The sequence below is a fragment of the Streptococcus mitis genome (assembly GCF_023109515.1).
GTDB classification, from domain to species: Bacteria; Bacillota; Bacilli; order Lactobacillales; family Streptococcaceae; genus Streptococcus; species Streptococcus mitis_CS.
On sequence record NZ_JALDUM010000002.1, the window covers coordinates 69,085 to 86,344 of the forward strand.

15 protein-coding genes and 1 riboswitch are annotated in these 17,260 nt (G+C 41.1%); of the genes, 3 read left to right on the top strand and 12 right to left on the bottom strand.

Annotated features, from left to right (window positions below):
• Positions 1 to 190 precede the first annotated feature (190 nt).
• The 9 genes from M1G05_RS05965 to M1G05_RS06005 form a co-directional block, all read right to left on the bottom strand.
• Positions 191 to 640, bottom strand: a complete 450-nt coding sequence (locus M1G05_RS05965; protein WP_025171197.1) for a GNAT family N-acetyltransferase — start codon at positions 638 to 640, stop codon at positions 191 to 193.
• 4 nt (positions 641 to 644) lie between these two features.
• Positions 645 to 1,064, bottom strand: a complete 420-nt coding sequence (locus M1G05_RS05970) for a hypothetical protein (protein ID WP_000867293.1) — start codon at positions 1,062 to 1,064, stop codon at positions 645 to 647.
• A 27-nt stretch (positions 1,065 to 1,091) separates the two neighbouring features.
• Positions 1,092 to 1,742 (bottom strand): phosphatase PAP2 family protein, encoded by a 651-nt coding sequence (locus tag M1G05_RS05975; protein ID WP_136936916.1) that lies wholly within the window; start codon positions 1,740 to 1,742, stop codon positions 1,092 to 1,094.
• Entirely contained in the window at positions 1,732 to 2,295 is a 564-nt protein-coding gene (locus M1G05_RS05980) for an ECF transporter S component (RefSeq protein WP_000185823.1), read from the bottom strand. The genes M1G05_RS05975 and M1G05_RS05980 overlap by 11 nt, the downstream gene beginning before the upstream one ends.
• A gap of 164 nt (positions 2,296 to 2,459) precedes the next feature.
• Positions 2,460 to 2,678: riboswitch (FMN riboswitch) on the bottom strand.
• A gap of 59 nt (positions 2,679 to 2,737) precedes the next feature.
• Entirely contained in the window at positions 2,738 to 3,241 is a 504-nt protein-coding gene (locus M1G05_RS05985; RefSeq protein WP_000181382.1) for a tRNA (cytidine(34)-2'-O)-methyltransferase, read from the bottom strand.
• 192 nt (positions 3,242 to 3,433) lie between these two features.
• The gene (locus M1G05_RS05990) at positions 3,434 to 4,264 is read right to left on the bottom strand and encodes an energy-coupling factor transporter transmembrane component T family protein (RefSeq protein WP_001148089.1); all 831 of its coding nucleotides are present in this window, start codon (positions 4,262 to 4,264) and stop codon (positions 3,434 to 3,436) included.
• Positions 4,249 to 5,931, bottom strand: coding sequence for an ABC transporter ATP-binding protein (locus M1G05_RS05995; RefSeq protein WP_247953347.1), 1,683 nt, complete (start codon positions 5,929 to 5,931; stop codon positions 4,249 to 4,251). The genes M1G05_RS05990 and M1G05_RS05995 overlap by 16 nt, the downstream gene beginning before the upstream one ends.
• Before the next feature lie 168 nt (positions 5,932 to 6,099).
• Positions 6,100 to 6,645 carry an ECF-type riboflavin transporter substrate-binding protein gene (locus M1G05_RS06000; protein WP_004260596.1) on the bottom strand — a complete coding sequence of 182 codons (546 nt, stop codon included), beginning with the start codon at positions 6,643 to 6,645 and terminating at the stop codon, positions 6,100 to 6,102.
• Between the two features lie 15 nt (positions 6,646 to 6,660).
• Positions 6,661 to 7,509: an SAM hydrolase/SAM-dependent halogenase family protein gene (locus tag M1G05_RS06005; RefSeq protein ID WP_049542540.1), complete on the bottom strand. Its 849-nt coding sequence runs from the start codon at positions 7,507 to 7,509 to the stop codon at positions 6,661 to 6,663.
• 188 nt (positions 7,510 to 7,697) lie between these two features.
• On the opposite strand from M1G05_RS06005, the gene trkA reads away from it, so the two are divergent.
• The gene (gene trkA / locus M1G05_RS06010) at positions 7,698 to 9,047 is read left to right on the top strand and encodes a Trk system potassium transporter TrkA (protein ID WP_060627497.1); all 1,350 of its coding nucleotides are present in this window, start codon (positions 7,698 to 7,700) and stop codon (positions 9,045 to 9,047) included.
• 3 nt (positions 9,048 to 9,050) lie between these two features.
• On the top strand, positions 9,051 to 10,490 hold the full coding sequence (locus tag M1G05_RS06015) for a TrkH family potassium uptake protein (RefSeq protein WP_045612298.1): 1,440 nt from the start codon (positions 9,051 to 9,053) through the stop codon (positions 10,488 to 10,490).
• A gap of 293 nt (positions 10,491 to 10,783) precedes the next feature.
• Here the strand turns inward: M1G05_RS06015 and pflB are convergent, their stop codons facing one another.
• The gene (gene pflB / locus M1G05_RS06020; RefSeq protein ID WP_033686339.1) at positions 10,784 to 13,108 is read right to left on the bottom strand and encodes a formate C-acetyltransferase; all 2,325 of its coding nucleotides are present in this window, start codon (positions 13,106 to 13,108) and stop codon (positions 10,784 to 10,786) included.
• A 237-nt stretch (positions 13,109 to 13,345) separates the two neighbouring features.
• Between pflB and dinB the strand changes: the two genes are divergently transcribed.
• Complete coding sequence (dinB, locus tag M1G05_RS06025; RefSeq protein ID WP_045612299.1) at positions 13,346 to 14,407, top strand: DNA polymerase IV; 1,062 nt, start codon at positions 13,346 to 13,348, stop codon at positions 14,405 to 14,407.
• 32 nt (positions 14,408 to 14,439) lie between these two features.
• On the opposite strand, the gene M1G05_RS06030 is transcribed toward dinB, so the two are convergent.
• Together M1G05_RS06030 and M1G05_RS06035 are read right to left on the bottom strand one after the other, a co-directional pair.
• On the bottom strand, positions 14,440 to 15,285 hold the full coding sequence (locus M1G05_RS06030) for an undecaprenyl-diphosphate phosphatase (protein ID WP_247953348.1): 846 nt from the start codon (positions 15,283 to 15,285) through the stop codon (positions 14,440 to 14,442).
• 60 nt (positions 15,286 to 15,345) lie between these two features.
• A complete protein-coding gene (locus tag M1G05_RS06035; RefSeq protein ID WP_247953349.1) occupies positions 15,346 to 17,235 on the bottom strand; it encodes a DUF2207 domain-containing protein in 1,890 nt (629 codons plus the stop codon).
• Between the last annotated feature and the right edge of the window lie 25 nt (positions 17,236 to 17,260).

Consider the following 17,260-nt stretch of genomic DNA (forward strand, 5'->3'; position numbering starts at 1 on the left):
TCCGTTTTCATCTGACAAGTCAGACCTTCATTTCTAAATCCATGCGCAAGTGAATTCACCCAGCTTTCATATAAAGAGCTTGCAGTCACGGCTCTCCTCCCTGATATACTTCCCTTGAGTTACTAGTCTTGCAGATTTCTATTCAATTACTACATAGTTTATCAGATTTTGAGTTAAAAAACAAGTTAGATTAGACTAATTTCAATACAAAACTCGTTCCTTTTTCTGTTGCTCCATTTTCCACAAATCCAAGCGACTTGAAACAGCGCCTAGATACATGATTGTAAGTGTAGATTTCCTTGACTCTCAATTCTTTCCATCCTTTTATTCGAGCCAATTCAATCAAAGTACTTAGGATCTTTTTTCCAAGTCCTCGATGTTGGTAAGCGGGATTTCCAATCACAATGGGGAGATTGTCCTGAGATAGTGTAACATCCCCAATTGGAAACCATTCACCCTTCTCCTTGACTTCAATCCAAAAAAGCTCACCATGCTGATCCAAATAGGAATACATGGCTTCCAAAGTTTCTTGACTATAAGGAAGCTTCACCCCATCTACGAGGTGAACCAAGTTCACATCCTGATACCAAGCAAGAGCTTCTTCACAATGATTGACCTTATAATAAGGAACAAGACGCAGTGAATTATCTATTTGTAGGGTCTGTTTCATCTGCTTTCCTTTTCAACAAAAGAGTTGCTGCTTGATTAAAACCATCACACCAGTTATACCATTTTGCTTCATACTCATCTTGAGCTAAGATATGATTTTTTAAATCCAGAACAGAGTAAATTTTTCTTTCTTCGCAGGCTTGCGCATAGAGATGATATAGTTCATCACCACCATCTCTATCCCACTCAGCAGAAATCGTATCCCGACCTGCCAATAAAGCCTGATAAGCCCTGTGATGCCCATCTGTAATCAACAAGCAATCTCCAAAGGCAAGAATACTGATTGGATCGACTTGGATTGTTTCTGCCGACTGGTAAAGCATCTGAATATCTTGCAACTTCTTTTCTGATAAGTATAGTTGAGTCGGATGAAGATCTGCTATATTGACTTTCATTTCTTTCTCCTCAAGGGAATTTGATACTCACTTCTGCTTGCCTTTAAATCGCCATTGGAAGCGTAGCTTGTCATAGAAGGGAAACTCGATAAACAAGACTCCCAAGCCCACACAGAGACTGGCAAGAACGTCTGATGGATAATGAACTCCCAGATAGACCCTTGATACCAACACACTGACTAGGTAGAGGCCAAGGACGATTTGTACGATTTTTCTCCAGACTGGGTCTTTCATCCGTTGACTGAGAATGACAATCAGAGTGCCTACCATCAAGGTTACAGCCAGAGAATGGCCACTTGGGAAAGAAAATCCCTTCTCCTCAACCAAGTGTAAAATAGCTGGTCGCGGGCGCTGGTAGATATTTTTAAAGGTCACGATTAAAAGTCCTGCCAAAGCCAGATTTCCCAGCATGAAGAAACTTTCTATCTTCCACCTATTACGATAAAAGACAAAAGCTGTAATGACAACCCAAGTGATAATCACTGGAATATCAATCAAGCGTGTGATGGCGCGGAAAAGAATAGTCAAATAATCTGGTAAGTCTCCTCGAACGGCAGTCTGTATCGGTTGGTCAAAACCGACCAGCGTTTCAGGGTAAAATTTGACCATGTAGCCAAGAATAACGAAAAGTAAAAGGGCAAAACTGCCCTTCATTAAAAATGTTTGTTTATCTCTCATAATGTTTTAAGGTTGGTTTCAAAAGGACGTACAACAACCAGAATGAAACGGAAAAGATTACACCCTCAATCAAGTTAAAAGGTAATACCATGGTCATTAGGTAGTTGGAAAGTCCCAAAATTTTTCCAATATCAAAGTTAGCAAACTTAGCGTACAAAGGAACAGCGTAAACATAGTTGAGAACCAACATAGCCACGGTTAAACCAATAGTCCCAGCTAGAGAGCCTAGTAGGAAACGAAGGGTTGTCCGTTCCTTTTTCCAAATCAAAGCAAATACGATGACAAAAACTCCCAAAGCTACGATATTCATCGGCAAACCAATGTAAGTATTCACTCCTTGACTATTAAGAAGCAATTTCAAGAGTGAGCGAAGCAAGAGAATTCCTAGAGCAGCAGGCAAATCCATGACCACCAGACCCACAAGGACTGGCAAGATACTAAATTCGATCTTGAGGAAGGACGCCGCTGGTAAAAGCGGAAAGTCAAAGTACATCAGCACAAATGAGATGGCTGATAAAATTGCAATGGTCGAAAGTCGACGTGTGTTTGTCATAACAGGTTCCTCCAATTTTCTATAAAATCAGAAGAAGTTAGAAAGGATTCCTCTATCTATTCTCACTTTTTATATCCCAAAAGTTCCCTCTCACTCTATCAAAGAAAATAAAAGCAAGCGGTTACAATCTAGCTATAAATCTATCAGAACAGACAAAGCTATTCTTTCGTCTTCTCCCATCCAGACTATACTGTCGGTTGTGGAATCTCACCACATCAGCTTGCGCTCGCGGACTTATTTGGCTAAGATATTTTAGATTTATCTAGGCGTCGCAGTCGAAGATAATACTTAAAGTATATCGAGACAAGACAACGACGAGAAAGCTAAAATAGCTAGTCAAATTTACCGCCGGTCGGGAATCACACCCTGCCCTGAAGACTCTTTTATCATAACAAAAAACGCTTGCAAGCGCAAGCATTTTGTTCATTTTCATTTTCATTTTTTATTTCAATTTATCCACTTCATAGGTATGAACAAGCTCAAGACCTGCAAAGTTCTGCTGGCGAAGAGCCTCATAGACAATCATGCAGACGGTATTAGACACATTAAGACTGCGGACATGTTCATCATTCATAGGAATACGAAGAGCCTTCTCAGGATGTTCGCGCATAAAGTCTTCAGGTAAACCCTTGTCTTCACGTCCAAAAAGAAAATAATGGTCCTCGTCAGTCGATAAATCCACATCAGAATACACTTTCTCAGCGAATTTAGAAATCAGGTAGAGTTTGCCCTTCATCTGAGACATGAAATCCTCCAAACTCTCGTAAAAATAAATCTCTAGCTTATCCCAATAATCCAACCCCGCCCGCTTCATCTTGCGATCATCGATAGGAAAGCCCATTGGCTTGATGATGTGGAGGGGAGAATTGGTCGCAGCGCAAGTACGCGCGATATTGCCTGTATTTTGTGGAATTTGAGGTTCAAATAATACAATGTGATTTGTCATGACTTGCTTCCTTTCACCATTGCAAAAAAATAGCCACACTGCCCGGAGTCAAGCTCAGCAAACAGCGTGGTTAAGGCATCGTTAACTTACCTCACAACAGGTTTGAAGTAAATCAGCGAAACTACTTTCTTAGTATAACACTTTCAGAATCATTGTCAATAGAAACGACTTGATTTTTTCAATTTTTTCAAGCTATTTCCAAGGGTTGTAAAATCGTCCCTGATTCTGCAAGATAAGTAGTAAACTAGCTACTAAAAACAAGGCTGCCAAGAGCAAGGTAAGATAATCTCCTTTTTTCAAGGCCTGATAACTATACCAAGTGCGTTTTTTCTCTTTCCCAAAGCGCCGAAGCTCCATGGCGGTCGCGATGGTATCAATGCGTTCTAACGAGCTAAAAATCAAGGGCGTAATAATGCGCAGATTGCCTTTGATTCGTTGCATAAGAGAAGCTTTCTTGGATAATTCCATCCCACGCGCCTCCTGAGACATCTTGATAGTAAAGAATTCTTCCTGCAAATCTGGAATATAGCGCAAAGTCAGGCTGACTGAATAGGCAATCTTGTAAGGCACACCAATTTGATTTAAACTGGAAGCAAACTGACTAGGATGGGTTGTCATCAAAAAGATAATAGCCAGAGGAATAGTGCAAAGGTACTTAATGGCCAGATTTAGCAGATAAAAGAGCTCTTGGCTGGTCAGAGTGTAGGCACCGATTCCCTGCCAAATCACACTCCTCTCTCCGTAAAGTCCAACCCCATACTCGGGAGAAAAGAGATAGACCATCAAGACGTTTAAAACGGCAAATACAGTCGCAAAAACTGCCACAAAGGAAACATCTTTAAAACGGATTTCTGACAAATAGAGGAGAAAAACCGAAAAAATGGCAATCAGAACAAGCAGTCTGGTATCATAGCTAATCATGGCAGCCAATGACACGAGAATGAAAAAGAGAAGTTTCCCAGCTCCTGACAAGCGATGAATCACAGTATCTCTATGCTGGTAACCGATTAATTTTGCTTGCATCCTTCTCTCCTTTCTTTGTAAAATGCCGTTAAAGCAAGTGGATCCACGTCGAGTTTCTTAGCCAAGTTAAAGATAGAGGTTTCTTTTAGATTAGCTTTTACTAACAGCTCCGGATTACTCAACAAACTAGCTGGATCCGTATCGGCAATCAATTCCCCATCCACCATGACAAGGGCTCGGTCTGAATAATCCAGCATCAATTGCATATCATGGGTAATCATGACAATCGTATGCCCTTTTTGATGCAGTTCTTCTAGAAATTCCATAATCTCAGTATAGTTCTTCTGGTCTTGACCTGCTGTCGGTTCATCTAGGAGGATAATTTCAGCTCCTAAAACCAAAATCGATGCAATAGTGACACGTTTTTTCTGTCCAAATGATAGGGCAGAAATAGGCCAATTACGGAATTCATAAAGACCACAGATTTTCAAAGTTTCATAGACTCTCGTTTCAATTTCCTGCTCATCCACACCTCGCAAACGAAGCCCTAGAGCCACCTCATCAAAAATCATGCTGGTCGAAATCATTTGATTAGGATTTTGCAGCACATAGCCTACTCGTTCCGCCCGCTCTGCAACAGAATCTCCTTTTATATCCTGTCCTTCCCAAAGATAGCGACCTTCCGTCTGGATAAAGCTACTTATAGCCTTGGCTAGGGTTGACTTCCCAGCTCCATTTTTTCCGACAATGGCAATCTTTTCGCCCTTTTTAATATCCAGATAAATGGATTTCAAAATCGGTCTATCATCATAAGAAAAAGACAGATCCTCTAGTCTAAAGAGTGACTGCAATTCTGGAGTTTCTTTTACCAGTTCCGTCCGCAACTGAATCTGGCCTTTTGAGATAGACAAGTTGTCCAAATTTACTAATTGTTCTTCCTTAGCTAAATCCACACCCAATTGACGGAGAGTAGTGAGATAAAGGGGTTCTCGAATTCCATTTTGTGTCAATAAATCAGTCGCCAGTAACTGGTCAGGACTCCCATTAAAGAGGATACGACCATCGTTTATCAAGACAATCCGATCCACAGGGCGATGCAGAACATCCTCCAAACGGTGCTCGATAATAAGAGTCGTCGTCCCCTCCTCCTTATGAATCTGATCAATCAATTCGATAATATCCTGACCTGACTTGGGATCCAGATTGGCGAGTGGCTCATCAAACAAAAGAATCGGACTCTCATCAATCAAGACACCAGCCAGACTGACTCGTTGCTTTTGTCCACCAGACAAATCCTGAGGACGCTGATTCAGTAAAGAAATAAGGTCCAGCTTTTCAGCCCATTTATGAACACGACTTTTCATCTCTTCTAGACTTGTTACATCATTTTCTAGCGCAAAAGCTAAGTCCTCTGCCACGGACAAGCCGATAAACTGCCCATCTGTATCCTGCAAAACTGTACTGACCAGATGAGATTTATCGTAGATGCTCATATCAAATGCTGCTTGCCCCCTGATCAAAAATTCTCCAGATGTCTGACCCTTGTAAATATTTGGAATAATCCCATTCAAACACTGACCCAAGGTAGACTTACCTGACCCAGATGGCCCAACAATTAAGACTTTCTCTCCCTTATAAATGGTTAAGTCCACTCCTTGCAAGGTCGGTTCTTGTTGCGTTTCATACTGGAAAGAGAAATCCTTCCACTCAATTATAGCTTCTTTCATCTTACTCTCTTCATTCGCTTCTTAGACTTCTATTTTATCATAAATCGAACCCTTCTTGCAGACTCTTCTATTAAAAGCTTAGCGCCAACAAGATTCCTAGCCTAAATTGCTTACCCGACTAGTCTATAAACATCGAAAAAGACCGGTTGCCCAGCCTTTTCCTTTATGTTAATCCTTTTTCAAACTTCCTGAACGAGTCTGCGTACGTGAATAAGCTAGCAAGAGAAGGGTACCTGCGATAGCTACAGTTACAGCATTAGCAATTCCCGCAACAATCCCTTGAGCAAATACTTTTTCTGCCGCTTCTTGATAAATCACAACATCTCCAAGTGGTGCCAAGACACCCCAAACAAGAGCATTTGCAACAATCTGAATGAGGTTAAAGAAGACAATATCCTTCAACTCAAAAACACCCTGTGTTACTCGAATGTATTTTCTAAAGAGACCTACAGCTAGACCAAAGAGACCACTAGCAATAATCCAAGTCCACCATAGACCGTAGCCAGCAAGAGAGTCCTTCACTGCATGCCCAATTAAACCAACAAGTAGTCCCACTAGAGGGCCAAAAATAATAGACAAGAGGCTCTGTACCGCATACTGAAGCTGGATGCTTGTATTTGGAATAGGCGTTGGAATACTAATCATCCCGATGACAACAAAGAGCGCAGCTCCAACACCGATAGCAACAACTTGTTTAATTGATTGATTTTTCATCTATATTCTCCTATTTTATGATTCTATTTTCTTTATTTCAATGGTCCAAGATGAACCGACACCCACATTATAGGCCTTGGCAAAGGAACCTTGGTTGATAGCCAGACCTAAACGATAGAGAGAGTTGATGTAAAGGATGGGTTGCCCAATTCTCACATCTGCAAATGATTTGCCATAAACAACCTGATTTTGATAGACCAGCATATCTGCATGATAGATAGTCACCTCAAAACGGTCACCGAATGCTGGTCCCAGCTTGTAAAACTCTTCTCGTGTGATAGAGGTCCAAAGCGAGCCGAAACGCACATCCAGAATATCAATAGCTCCCTTCACCAAATGGTCTTCAATGATGGTCTCTACGACTGGAAGCTCCACAATCTGATCCACACTGAGCTCTGGTCCCACTTCCTCAAAAGAAATGTGACCACTGGCCAGTTTAGCACCAGTATAGGCATAGACATCACGACCGTGGAAGGTATAAGAATGCTCTGTATTTTGACGTCTATTGGCCACTTCAGAAATCTCACGAATAGCTACAATGCCAACGTGTTTCTTGATAAAAGAAAGCGTCCCATTATCTGGCGTGACAATGTATTGATTTTTTGCAGTCTTGGCAACTACACTCTTACGTTTCGAGCCGACACCTGGATCGACAACCGATACAAACGTCGTTCCCTCAGGCCAGTAATCCACCGTCTGAAAGAGACGATAGCTCCCCTCAAAAATATTATAAGGCGTAATATCGTGCGTCAAGTGATGAATTTTTAAGGTTGGAGATTCTTCTAAAGCCACTCCAATCATAGCCGATACCGCACCATCAACCAGACCAAAGTCTGATTGTAATACCAGTAAATTATTATTCATTTTATCTCCTTGTATATCCTTTATCATACCATATTTCAGAGAAAGGTGCTAATAGCTATTTCAATTGATTAGAGTATAGTTTTACCTTATAGCAAATTTCCTACTAAAAACTCTGGTGATTAGCTAGTAGGTGCATTTTTTCTTGAAAAAAGGTATGATAGTTACATAATGAAGAAGTAGGTTTTATTATGAAAATTATCCTTGTCGGAGGGGGAAAAGTTGGTTCTGCCCTCTGTCGCTCCTTGGTTGCAGAAAAGCATGATGTTTTGCTGATTGAGCAAGACGAAGCTGTTCTTAATCATATTGTTAATCGCTTTGATATCATGGGTATCCTTGGTAACGGGGCCGATTTTACCATCCTTGAACAAGCCAGTGTCCAGGATTGTGATATCTTTATCGCCCTGACTGAATACGATGAAGTGAACATGATTGCAGCCGTTCTAGCCAAAAAAATGGGAGCTAAAGAGACCATCGTTCGGGTGCGGAACCCTGAATATTCTAACTCTTATTTCAAGGAAAAGAATATTCTCGGTTTTTCTCTTATCGTTAACCCTGAGCTCTTGGCTGCCCGTGCCATTGCCAATATCATTGACTTCCCTAACGCCCTCTCTGTCGAACGTTTCTTTGGTGGACGGGTCAGCCTCATGGAATTCACTGTTAAATCCTCCAGTGGTCTTTGCCAAATGCCCATTTCTGATTTTCGGAAAAAATTTGGCAATGTCATTGTCTGTGCGATAGAGAGGGATCATCAAATTATCATTCCAAGCGGTGACATGACTGTACAGGATAAAGATAGAATCTTTGTCACTGGTAACCGTGTTGACATGATGCTCTTCCATAATTATTTCAAGTCTCGTGCTGTGAAGAGTCTTCTTATTGTTGGAGCTGGTAGAATTGCCTATTATCTATTAGGTATCCTCAAAGACAGTCGTATCGATACCAAGGTTATTGAAATCAATCCTGAAATCGCCAGCTTCTTTAGCGAGAAATTCCCAAATCTCTACATCGTTCAAGGAGATGGTACCGCAAAAGATATCCTGCTGGAAGAAAGTGCTCAAAACTATGATGCCGTTGCGACTCTAACAGGAGTCGATGAGGAAAATCTGATTACCTCTATGTTCCTTGACAGGGTAGGTGTACAGAAAAATATCACCAAGGTCAATCGCACCAGTCTCCTTGAGATTATCAATGCGCCTGATTTTTCAAGTATCATCACACCTAAAAGCATCGCTGTAGATACGATTATGCACTTTATTCGTGGTCGTGTTAATGCCCAGTATTCAGACCTTCAAGCCATGCACCATCTAGCCAATGGCCAAATCGAAACCCTGCAATTCCATATCAAGGAAGCTAATAAAATGACTGCCAAACCTCTTTCTCAACTAAAACTGAAAAAAGGGATTCTTATTGCAGCTATCATTCGAAAAGGCAAGACTATTTTCCCAACAGGAGAGGATATGCTGGAAGTTGGAGACAAGCTCCTAGTAACAACTTTGTTGCCAAACATCACCAAGATTTATGACTTGATTGCGAGGTAAGAAATGAATAAAAGTATGATTCGTTACCTCCTTTCAAAATTACTTTTGATTGAAGCTGTTCTTCTTTTGGTTCCTGTAGCTGTTGCTATCTATTACCGTGAATCGAGCCAAGTCTTTACAGCCCTCTTTACAACGATTGGGATTCTCGTATTACTAGGCGGTTCAGGAATTTTACAAAAGCCAAAAAATCAACGGATTTATGCCAAGGAGGGAGTCTTGATTGTTGCCCTCTGTTGGATCCTTTGGTCCTTCTTTGGTGGTCTCCCCTTTGTCTTTGCTAGACAAATTCCCAGCGTTATCGATGCCTTTTTTGAAATCAGTTCTGGCTTTACAACTACTGGAGCAACTATTCTGAACGACGTTTCTGTTCTCAGTCGTTCCCTCCTCTTCTGGCGAAGTTTTACCCACTTAATTGGAGGGATGGGGGTGCTTGTTTTTGCACTTGCTATTATGGACAATGCCAAGAATAGCCACCTAGAAGTGATGAAGGCTGAGGTTCCTGGCCCTGTTTTTGGCAAAGTAGTATCCAAACTAAAAAACACTGCCCAGATTCTCTATCTCCTTTATCTAGCTCTCTTCTCCCTCTTTGTCATCATCTATTATCTGGCTGGCATGCCCCTATTTGATAGTTTTGTCATTGCTATGGGGACAGCAGGTACAGGAGGCTTTACCGTCTATAACGACGGGATTGCCCACTATGGCAGCTCACTGATTACCTATCTGGTTAGTATCGGAGTTCTGGTTTTTGGGGTAAATTTCAATCTCTACTACTACCTCATGCTCCGTCGCATCAAAGCCTTCTTTGGTGACGAAGAACTTCGTGCTTACTTGGTCATCGTGCTGCTTTCTACAAGCTTGATTAGCCTTAATACCCTCTATCTCTACCCAGGATTTTCCAAGAGCTTTGAAATGGCCTTCTTCCAGGTTTCCAATATCATTACAACGACTGGTTTTGGTTATGGAGATATTACTAACTGGCCCCTCTTCTCCCAATTTATCCTCCTTTTCCTCATGGGAATCGGTGGTTCTGCTGGTTCAACCGCAGGTGGACTCAAGGTTATTCGAGGCCTTATCCTTTCAAAAATTGCCAAAAATCAAATTTTGTCAATCCTATCTCCCCACCGTGTTTTGACCCTCCATGTTAATAAAACGGTGATTGATAAGGATACCCAGCATAAGATTCTCAAGTACTTTGTCATCTATGCTATGATTTTGCTTGCGCTTATCTTTATTGTCAGCCTAGATAGCAATGATTTTCTGGTCGTTACCAGTGCTGTCTTTAGCTGTTTCAATAATATAGGACCTATTCTAGGAACTACTTCTAGTTTCTCAATCTTTAGTCCTATCTCAAAAATTCTCCTCTCCTTTGCAATGATTGCAGGGCGTTTGGAGATTTACCCAATCTTACTTCTCTTTATGAAGAGAACTTGGTCTAAAAGATAAAATACAACCACACCTTGTATCTAACAAAGTGTGGTGTTTTTATTTTTAAATACTCCTCGCAACTCAACAAGTATCTTTGAATCTCGGTCAGATATTTTAGTGCCTGACTTATACTCAATGAAAATCAAAAAGCAAACTAGGAAGCTCTAGCCACAGACAGTACTTGAGTACGGCAAGGCGAAGCTGACGTGGTTTGAAGAGATTTTCGAAGAGTATTAAGGAATTGAAGAACCCAAAAAACAACCCTCAGTCGACTGACCGAGGGTTCCTTATTTCATTATTCAAGAACTTGATTAGTTCAACGCATCCAAGGCATCATCCATTGAAAGAACTTCGTGGAAGACACGTTGTGTCAATTCAGTTTTTTGTTCTGGAGTGAGGTATTTAGTGTTTACACAGTATCCAGAGATACGTACGATAACGTCTTCACCTGACATGATCTTTTCGTAAACATCGTTCAAGTCCATAACGTTCAAGTTAACGTGTTGTCCACCGTTTTCAAAGTAACCATCAAGGATTGTTACCAAGTTATCAACTTGTTCGTCACGAGTCTTACCAAGAGCGCGAGGTGATACTTGTGTAGTCAATGAGATACCATCAGCTGCATAACTAAAGTCAAGGCTAGAAAGTGAGTTCAAGTTTTGCAACCATCCACCTTTAGCTTTGTTAGATGGGTTAGCACCTGGTGAGAAGAATTCAAGTTTAGACAAGTTGACAGAACCATCTTCGTTGAGGTATACACCTTTGTGGACTGGTGAGTTACCAGTTTGTTTAGAGTAAGCAACGTTAGATGTGATTGTCAAAAGTGATACTGTAGCTTCAGCGTCTTTGTAAAGTTTGTGGCTACGTAGACGAGTTGTGTAAGCTTCGATCAACCATTCTGCCAATTCGTTTGAACGTGGGTCATCTTCACCCCAACGTGGGTATTCACCGATTGTTTCGTAATCGTAGATGTAGCCATTTTCGTCACGGATTGGTTTAACTGTAGCGTATTTGATAGCTGACAATGTATCAACAGTGTTGGCAAATCCACAGATACCAAATCCCATGTTCGCACGTTGTTTAGTTGGCAAGAAGGCCATTTGAACAGCTTCATAGTTGTACTTATCAGTCATGTAGTGGATGATGTTCAAAGCATCTACGTAAGTGTCAGTCAACCAGTCAAGAGATTTTTCAAAGTTAGCTTTAACTGATTCGAATTCAAGAACTTCGTCACGGATTGGTTCGATGTCAAATACTTTGTAGTCTTTGTGAACATCGTCGTAACCACCGTTCAAACCAGTAAGAAGGGCTTTCAATACGTTTACACGCGCACCGAAGTACTGGATGTTGTGGCGTTGTTCTTCATTTTCTGGGTCAAGTGGAGACACACAGCATGAAATACAGCTCATTTCACCATATCCGTCTTTGGCCATTGTTGTAACACCTTCGTATTGGATAGAAGAGTGTTTGTGGCTCATATGCATACAGTAGCGACGGAAGTTGTATGGCAATTTATCAGTCCAAAGAACTGTCAAGTTTGGTTCTGGAGAGTTACCGATATTGTCAAGAGTGTTCAAGAAACGGTAGTCCATCTTAGTAACACGGTGACGACCGTCGTTACCCATACCAGCCATAGAAGTTGTGATGAAAGTTGGGTCACCTGAGTACAATTGGTCGTAAGCTTTTGTACGAGCAAATTTAACTGTACGAAGTTTCATAACGAAATCATCAACGAATTCTTGGATTTCTGATTCAGTAAATGTACCACGAGCAAGGTCACGTTCTGCAAAGATATCCAATACGATTGGTACACGTCCTAGAGATGTAGCAGCACCGTTGATAACACGGCAGACAGACATGAAGGCGATGTTAACCCATTGGATTGCTTCTTTAACGTTCATCGCTGGTTTGCGAACGTCAACTCCGTAAAGGTCACCCAAGCGAACAACTTGTTGCAATGCTTGATATTGAAGATTGATTTCTTCACGAAGACGGATTGTTTCTTCATCGATTTCTTCGATTGCATTCCAGTCGTTTACTTTTTCTTGCATCAAGTAGTCTGCACCGTAAAGAGCAAGACGTGCGTAAACACCGATGATACGTCCGCGTGAGTATGCATCTGGAAGACCAGTTACAGTGTGAGCGTGACGTGCGCGACGAATGTTTGAAGTGTAGGCACGGAAGATACCGTCGTTAACTGTTGTTACATATTTAGTAAAGATTTCGTGAACAGCTGGATCTGGTTCGTATCCATTTTCTTTCAAAGTAGTTTCAGCCATACGGATACCACCTTTTGGCATGAAGTTCAATTTGAAGAGTTCATCGTTTTGGATACCGAAGATAACTTCATTTTCTTTATCGATAAATCCTGCCGGAATGTCAGCAATAGATGTTGGACGAGTGTCCATTGGGAAACGAGTTTCTTCGTAGTGAGCCTTAGTTTCTTCTACAATTTTTTTGATGTGAAGTGAACGTTCTGTTGGTCCTGCGAGGAAGCTTTCGTCTCCATCGTAAGGTGTGTAGTTAGCTTGTACGAAGCGTGATACACTTGCTTTTTCTTTCCAATCTACGCCTTTGAAGCCTTCCCAAGCTTTGTCAAAAATATCTTGTGCTTCAACAACTGTCTTAACAACCATGTTAATGTCCTCTTTTTTCTTTCTAGTAACAACCATCTGTTACATTTATGAGACAAGTATACCATACAGTAATCGTTTTCAACAAGTGGAAAATCCCTATTTTTACACTTTCTTTTCTAAAACAGTCTATATTTTGTTCCAAACTGTATTATATTTTTGAAAAAACGAAGTCCTTTTTCCTTTTTTTCAGAAAAAAGGGTATAATGAAAGAAAATAATCAGTAAAAAGGAGCTATGCATGTTGATTTTTCCTTTGTTAAATGATTTGTCAAGAAAAATCATCCATATTGACATGGATGCCTTTTTTGCTGCGGTGGAAATCAGAGATAATCCTAAACTCAGAGGAAAACCTGTCATTATCGGCAATGACCCTCGGCAAACAGGTGGGCGTGGTGTCGTTTCCACTTGTAGCTATGAGGCGCGAGCTTTTGGTGTCCATTCAGCCATGAGCTCTAAGGAAGCCTATGAGCGTTGTCCCCAAGCCGTCTTCATCTCAGGAAATTATGAGAAATACAAATCTGTGGGACTCCAGATCCGAGCTATCTTTAAGCGTTATACAGATTTAATAGAACCCATGAGCATTGACGAAGCCTATTTGGATGTAACAGAAAATAAACTCGGTATCAAGTCAGCAGTCAAAATCGCTCGCCTCATTCAAGAGGATATTTGGCAAGAACTCCATCTAACTGCTTCTGCTGGCGTTTCCTACAACAAATTCTTAGCTAAAATGGCTAGTGATTATCAAAAACCACATGGTCTGACAGTGATTCTACCTGACCAGGCTGAGGACTTTCTCAAACAAATGGATATTTCCAAGTTTCATGGAGTAGGAAAAAAGACGGTAGAACGTCTTCATCAAATGGGCGTTTTTACCGGCGCTGATTTGCTTGAAGTCCCTGAGGTAACCCTAATAGACCGTTTTGGAAGACTGGGTTATGACCTTTATCGAAAGGCTCGTGGCATCCACAATTCACCAGTCAAATCCAATCGTATCCGTAAATCAATCGGGAAGGAGAAAACCTATGGGAAGATTCTACGTGCTGAGGAAGACATCAAAAAAGAGCTGACTCTCCTATCAGAAAGAGTCGCTCTCAATCTCAGTCAACAAGAAAAAGCTGGAAAAATTGTCATTTTGAAAATCCGCTACGAGAACTTTTCAACTCTCACTAAACGAAAAAGTCTGCCTCAAAAAACACAGGATGCTAGTCAGATAAGCCAAATAGCTCTGCAACTCTATGAAGAGTTAAGCGAAAAAGAAAGAGGTGTCCGCCTATTGGGGATTACCCTGACTGGATTTTAAAACCTTGAAGAGCTGCCCCTTCAAGGTTTTTCTTATACAAATAAACGGACAAAACTGTAAAGTAGCAAAACACTACCAAGCACGATGCGGTATTTACCGAAAAGGGTAAAGTCGTGTTTTTTCACATAGCTGGTCAAGAAGCGAATAGCGACCATGCTGACTGCAAAAGCGACTCCCATCGCAACCAAGAGCAAGAACAATTGCCCAAAGTTCAAGAGTTGTCCTGCTTTTATAAATTTGAAAATCTTTAAGGCACTGGCTCCAAACATAACTGGAATTCCAAGATAGAAGGTAAATTCTGTCACAACAGAACGACTAGTTCCATTCAACAAACCACCGACAATCGTTGCTCCAGAACGGCTTGTCCCTGGTAAAAGGGCAAGAACTTGGAAGAGTCCGATATAGAAGGCTGTCGTATAAGGAAGCTTGTCCAACTCTGTTACACTTGGCTCGATAGCACGCGCTTTATTGCGCTTTTCCAAATAGATAAAGGCAATCCCATAGATAATCAACATGAGAGCAACTGAAACCATGTTATGAAAGTGGGTATCAAACCAATCATCAAACTTAAATACTGCAAGCAAAGGCAAAGTGGCAACCAAGACCTTCAACCACAGTCTCCAAGTCTTACGAACTTCCTGCTTGTCCTTAGTCGGTTTGAAAGGATTGAGCTTGTTAAAGTAAATGACCATAACCGCTAAAATCGCACCAAGCTGAATCACAACATTAAACATGGACATAAAGGCTTCATTTTGATTTTGGTATTGGATAAATTCCTCTGCTAAAATCAAGTGACCTGTACTTGAAATCGGCAGCCATTCCGTAATTCCTTCAACAATCCCGAAGAAGATAGATTTTAAAATTTCAATAAGATACATAGATTACTCCTTTTTCTATCTTCCATTATAGCATATTTTTTTAGCCAGTGATAGCTCTCTTTAAAAGGCGCCGATACTGCCACCGCCTCCGCCTCCAGAGAAGCCACCGCCAGAACTTCCACTTCCAGAAGATACAGAGTAGGTACTTGCTGTATTTGCGACATTTGCATAATGGCTCATTTGCGCGCTTGAATGATAAAACATACTGTGCCAGCCATAAGCTACATAGAGGTTGATATCTGGGTTTTCCACTTGGATATGATGAACCTTCATCAAATGGCTGACCTTGTCCGCATAGCCAAATAAGGTCGCATAGACCAAGAGGCGATTCCAGACCACAATACTTTCCAATTCAGCCTGATCCAATCTTGCAATCTCACGCAACATATTTTCAAAACTGGTCCAGAGATAGTATACTTCTGCTCCTGCTTCATTTAGGACACCATCACGATTATCTAATCGAAGCTTCCAATAATAGAAAACAGCCAAAACCAAACCTAGAAAACCAAGTATTGGCAAGGGGATGTAAAGATAGCCATAAACATCCAAACTGTACAAGAACAAACCAAATCCGATAAATAGGGGCAGGATAGTCAAGGCACCCATACCCACTTGCAAGGCCTTTTCCCCACCAGTTAAAGGACGATAGTAATCCGGAAGCCCCCAGAAGGTAACCCGATTTCTCACTCCTTCTTGCATCTGGTTCAATACTTCTTCAAAAGAAGATTTGAGTTGAAGCCCTCTTGCTTGAATCCGTTTTTCATCAGAGACTTTTGCTCTACGATAAAGACTATCAGATACCTTGTAATCCGCAAACAAATTGGAAAGAGTTTCTTCTTTTTTGCCTGAAAAAGCCAGATTTAGACAGTCTTTCTCAAAGCTTGACAAACCATCTTCTTTTACTAGCCTCAAACCAACTGCATCTCCTTCTGAAATGATAGAGACATTCCCACGGTCTATCACATCTAGCAAGGTAGCTTGAATAAGTTGGTCAAAGGTGAATTTTCCAGCTCCTTTTGTTAGAGGACTCACTTCCTCCAAGGAAGTCGAGTAGACTGCTTCTGATAAAACCATAGGCTCTAATTCCATTGGTGGTTCATAGATACGATGATTTTTGGCATATTTGACCGAAGGAGTGGTCTTTCTTCTATAGATGAAATAGAAGCAAATACTCAATAACAAGGAGATAGAAAGTATCGAAGGGAAGACCCAAGTAACGAGTTGTTTACTTTGCTCTTTTTCTTTAAAAATCGAGTCTTCTATCTTATTAAACTCTTCTAAACGATTTCCTTTCAATCCCTGATCCCTAGCGCTAGCAAAATCAGTTCGAGGCCAGTAGGCATGCAATTCAACTCCCCGCTTAGGCGGAAGATTGTCTAAACGGATAGTATAATCAAGGTTACTCTTTTCAACCGTTCCCTCTCTAAAAAGTTTCCCTGTATGGAAAAAGAGTTTTTCAGCCCCCTTGTCTCCCCTTACATGAAATTCAAACTGTCCAATAGCTCCTGAACTATCTGTCAGAGGTTGCCAATTTAATTCAGCGATGTCATCATAAAGGAAAAGTAAATTCTTTAAGTTCCAAACGAGGTCAACTTCAACTGTGTCGCCTTCTTGACCTGAATTGTAGACTTTCACAGTATAACCATTCGCCTCTTCTGTCACTTCGCTAGTAACGTCTGTCAGTTCAGCACCGTTTTTCGAGGCCTGAACCTTTGGTTGAGGATCTATCTCAAATCCGCTAGGCATCTTGCCAGCACGTCCAAGTCCCACGATTTGCCCCTTAAAGTCCTCCTCAAACTGGTAAACTATCTTCTGTCTAAATTCTGCCGTATTGTCTGCATGAATATACAAATCTCCTTGATAAGAGTTTATCTTAAAATCAATGGCAAAAACCGAGAGTGGAAGAAGGCAAAACAAGCCTAACACCAGTAAGAAAAAAGTTTTTTTCATCAACTAAGCCCCCTTTTTATCTTTG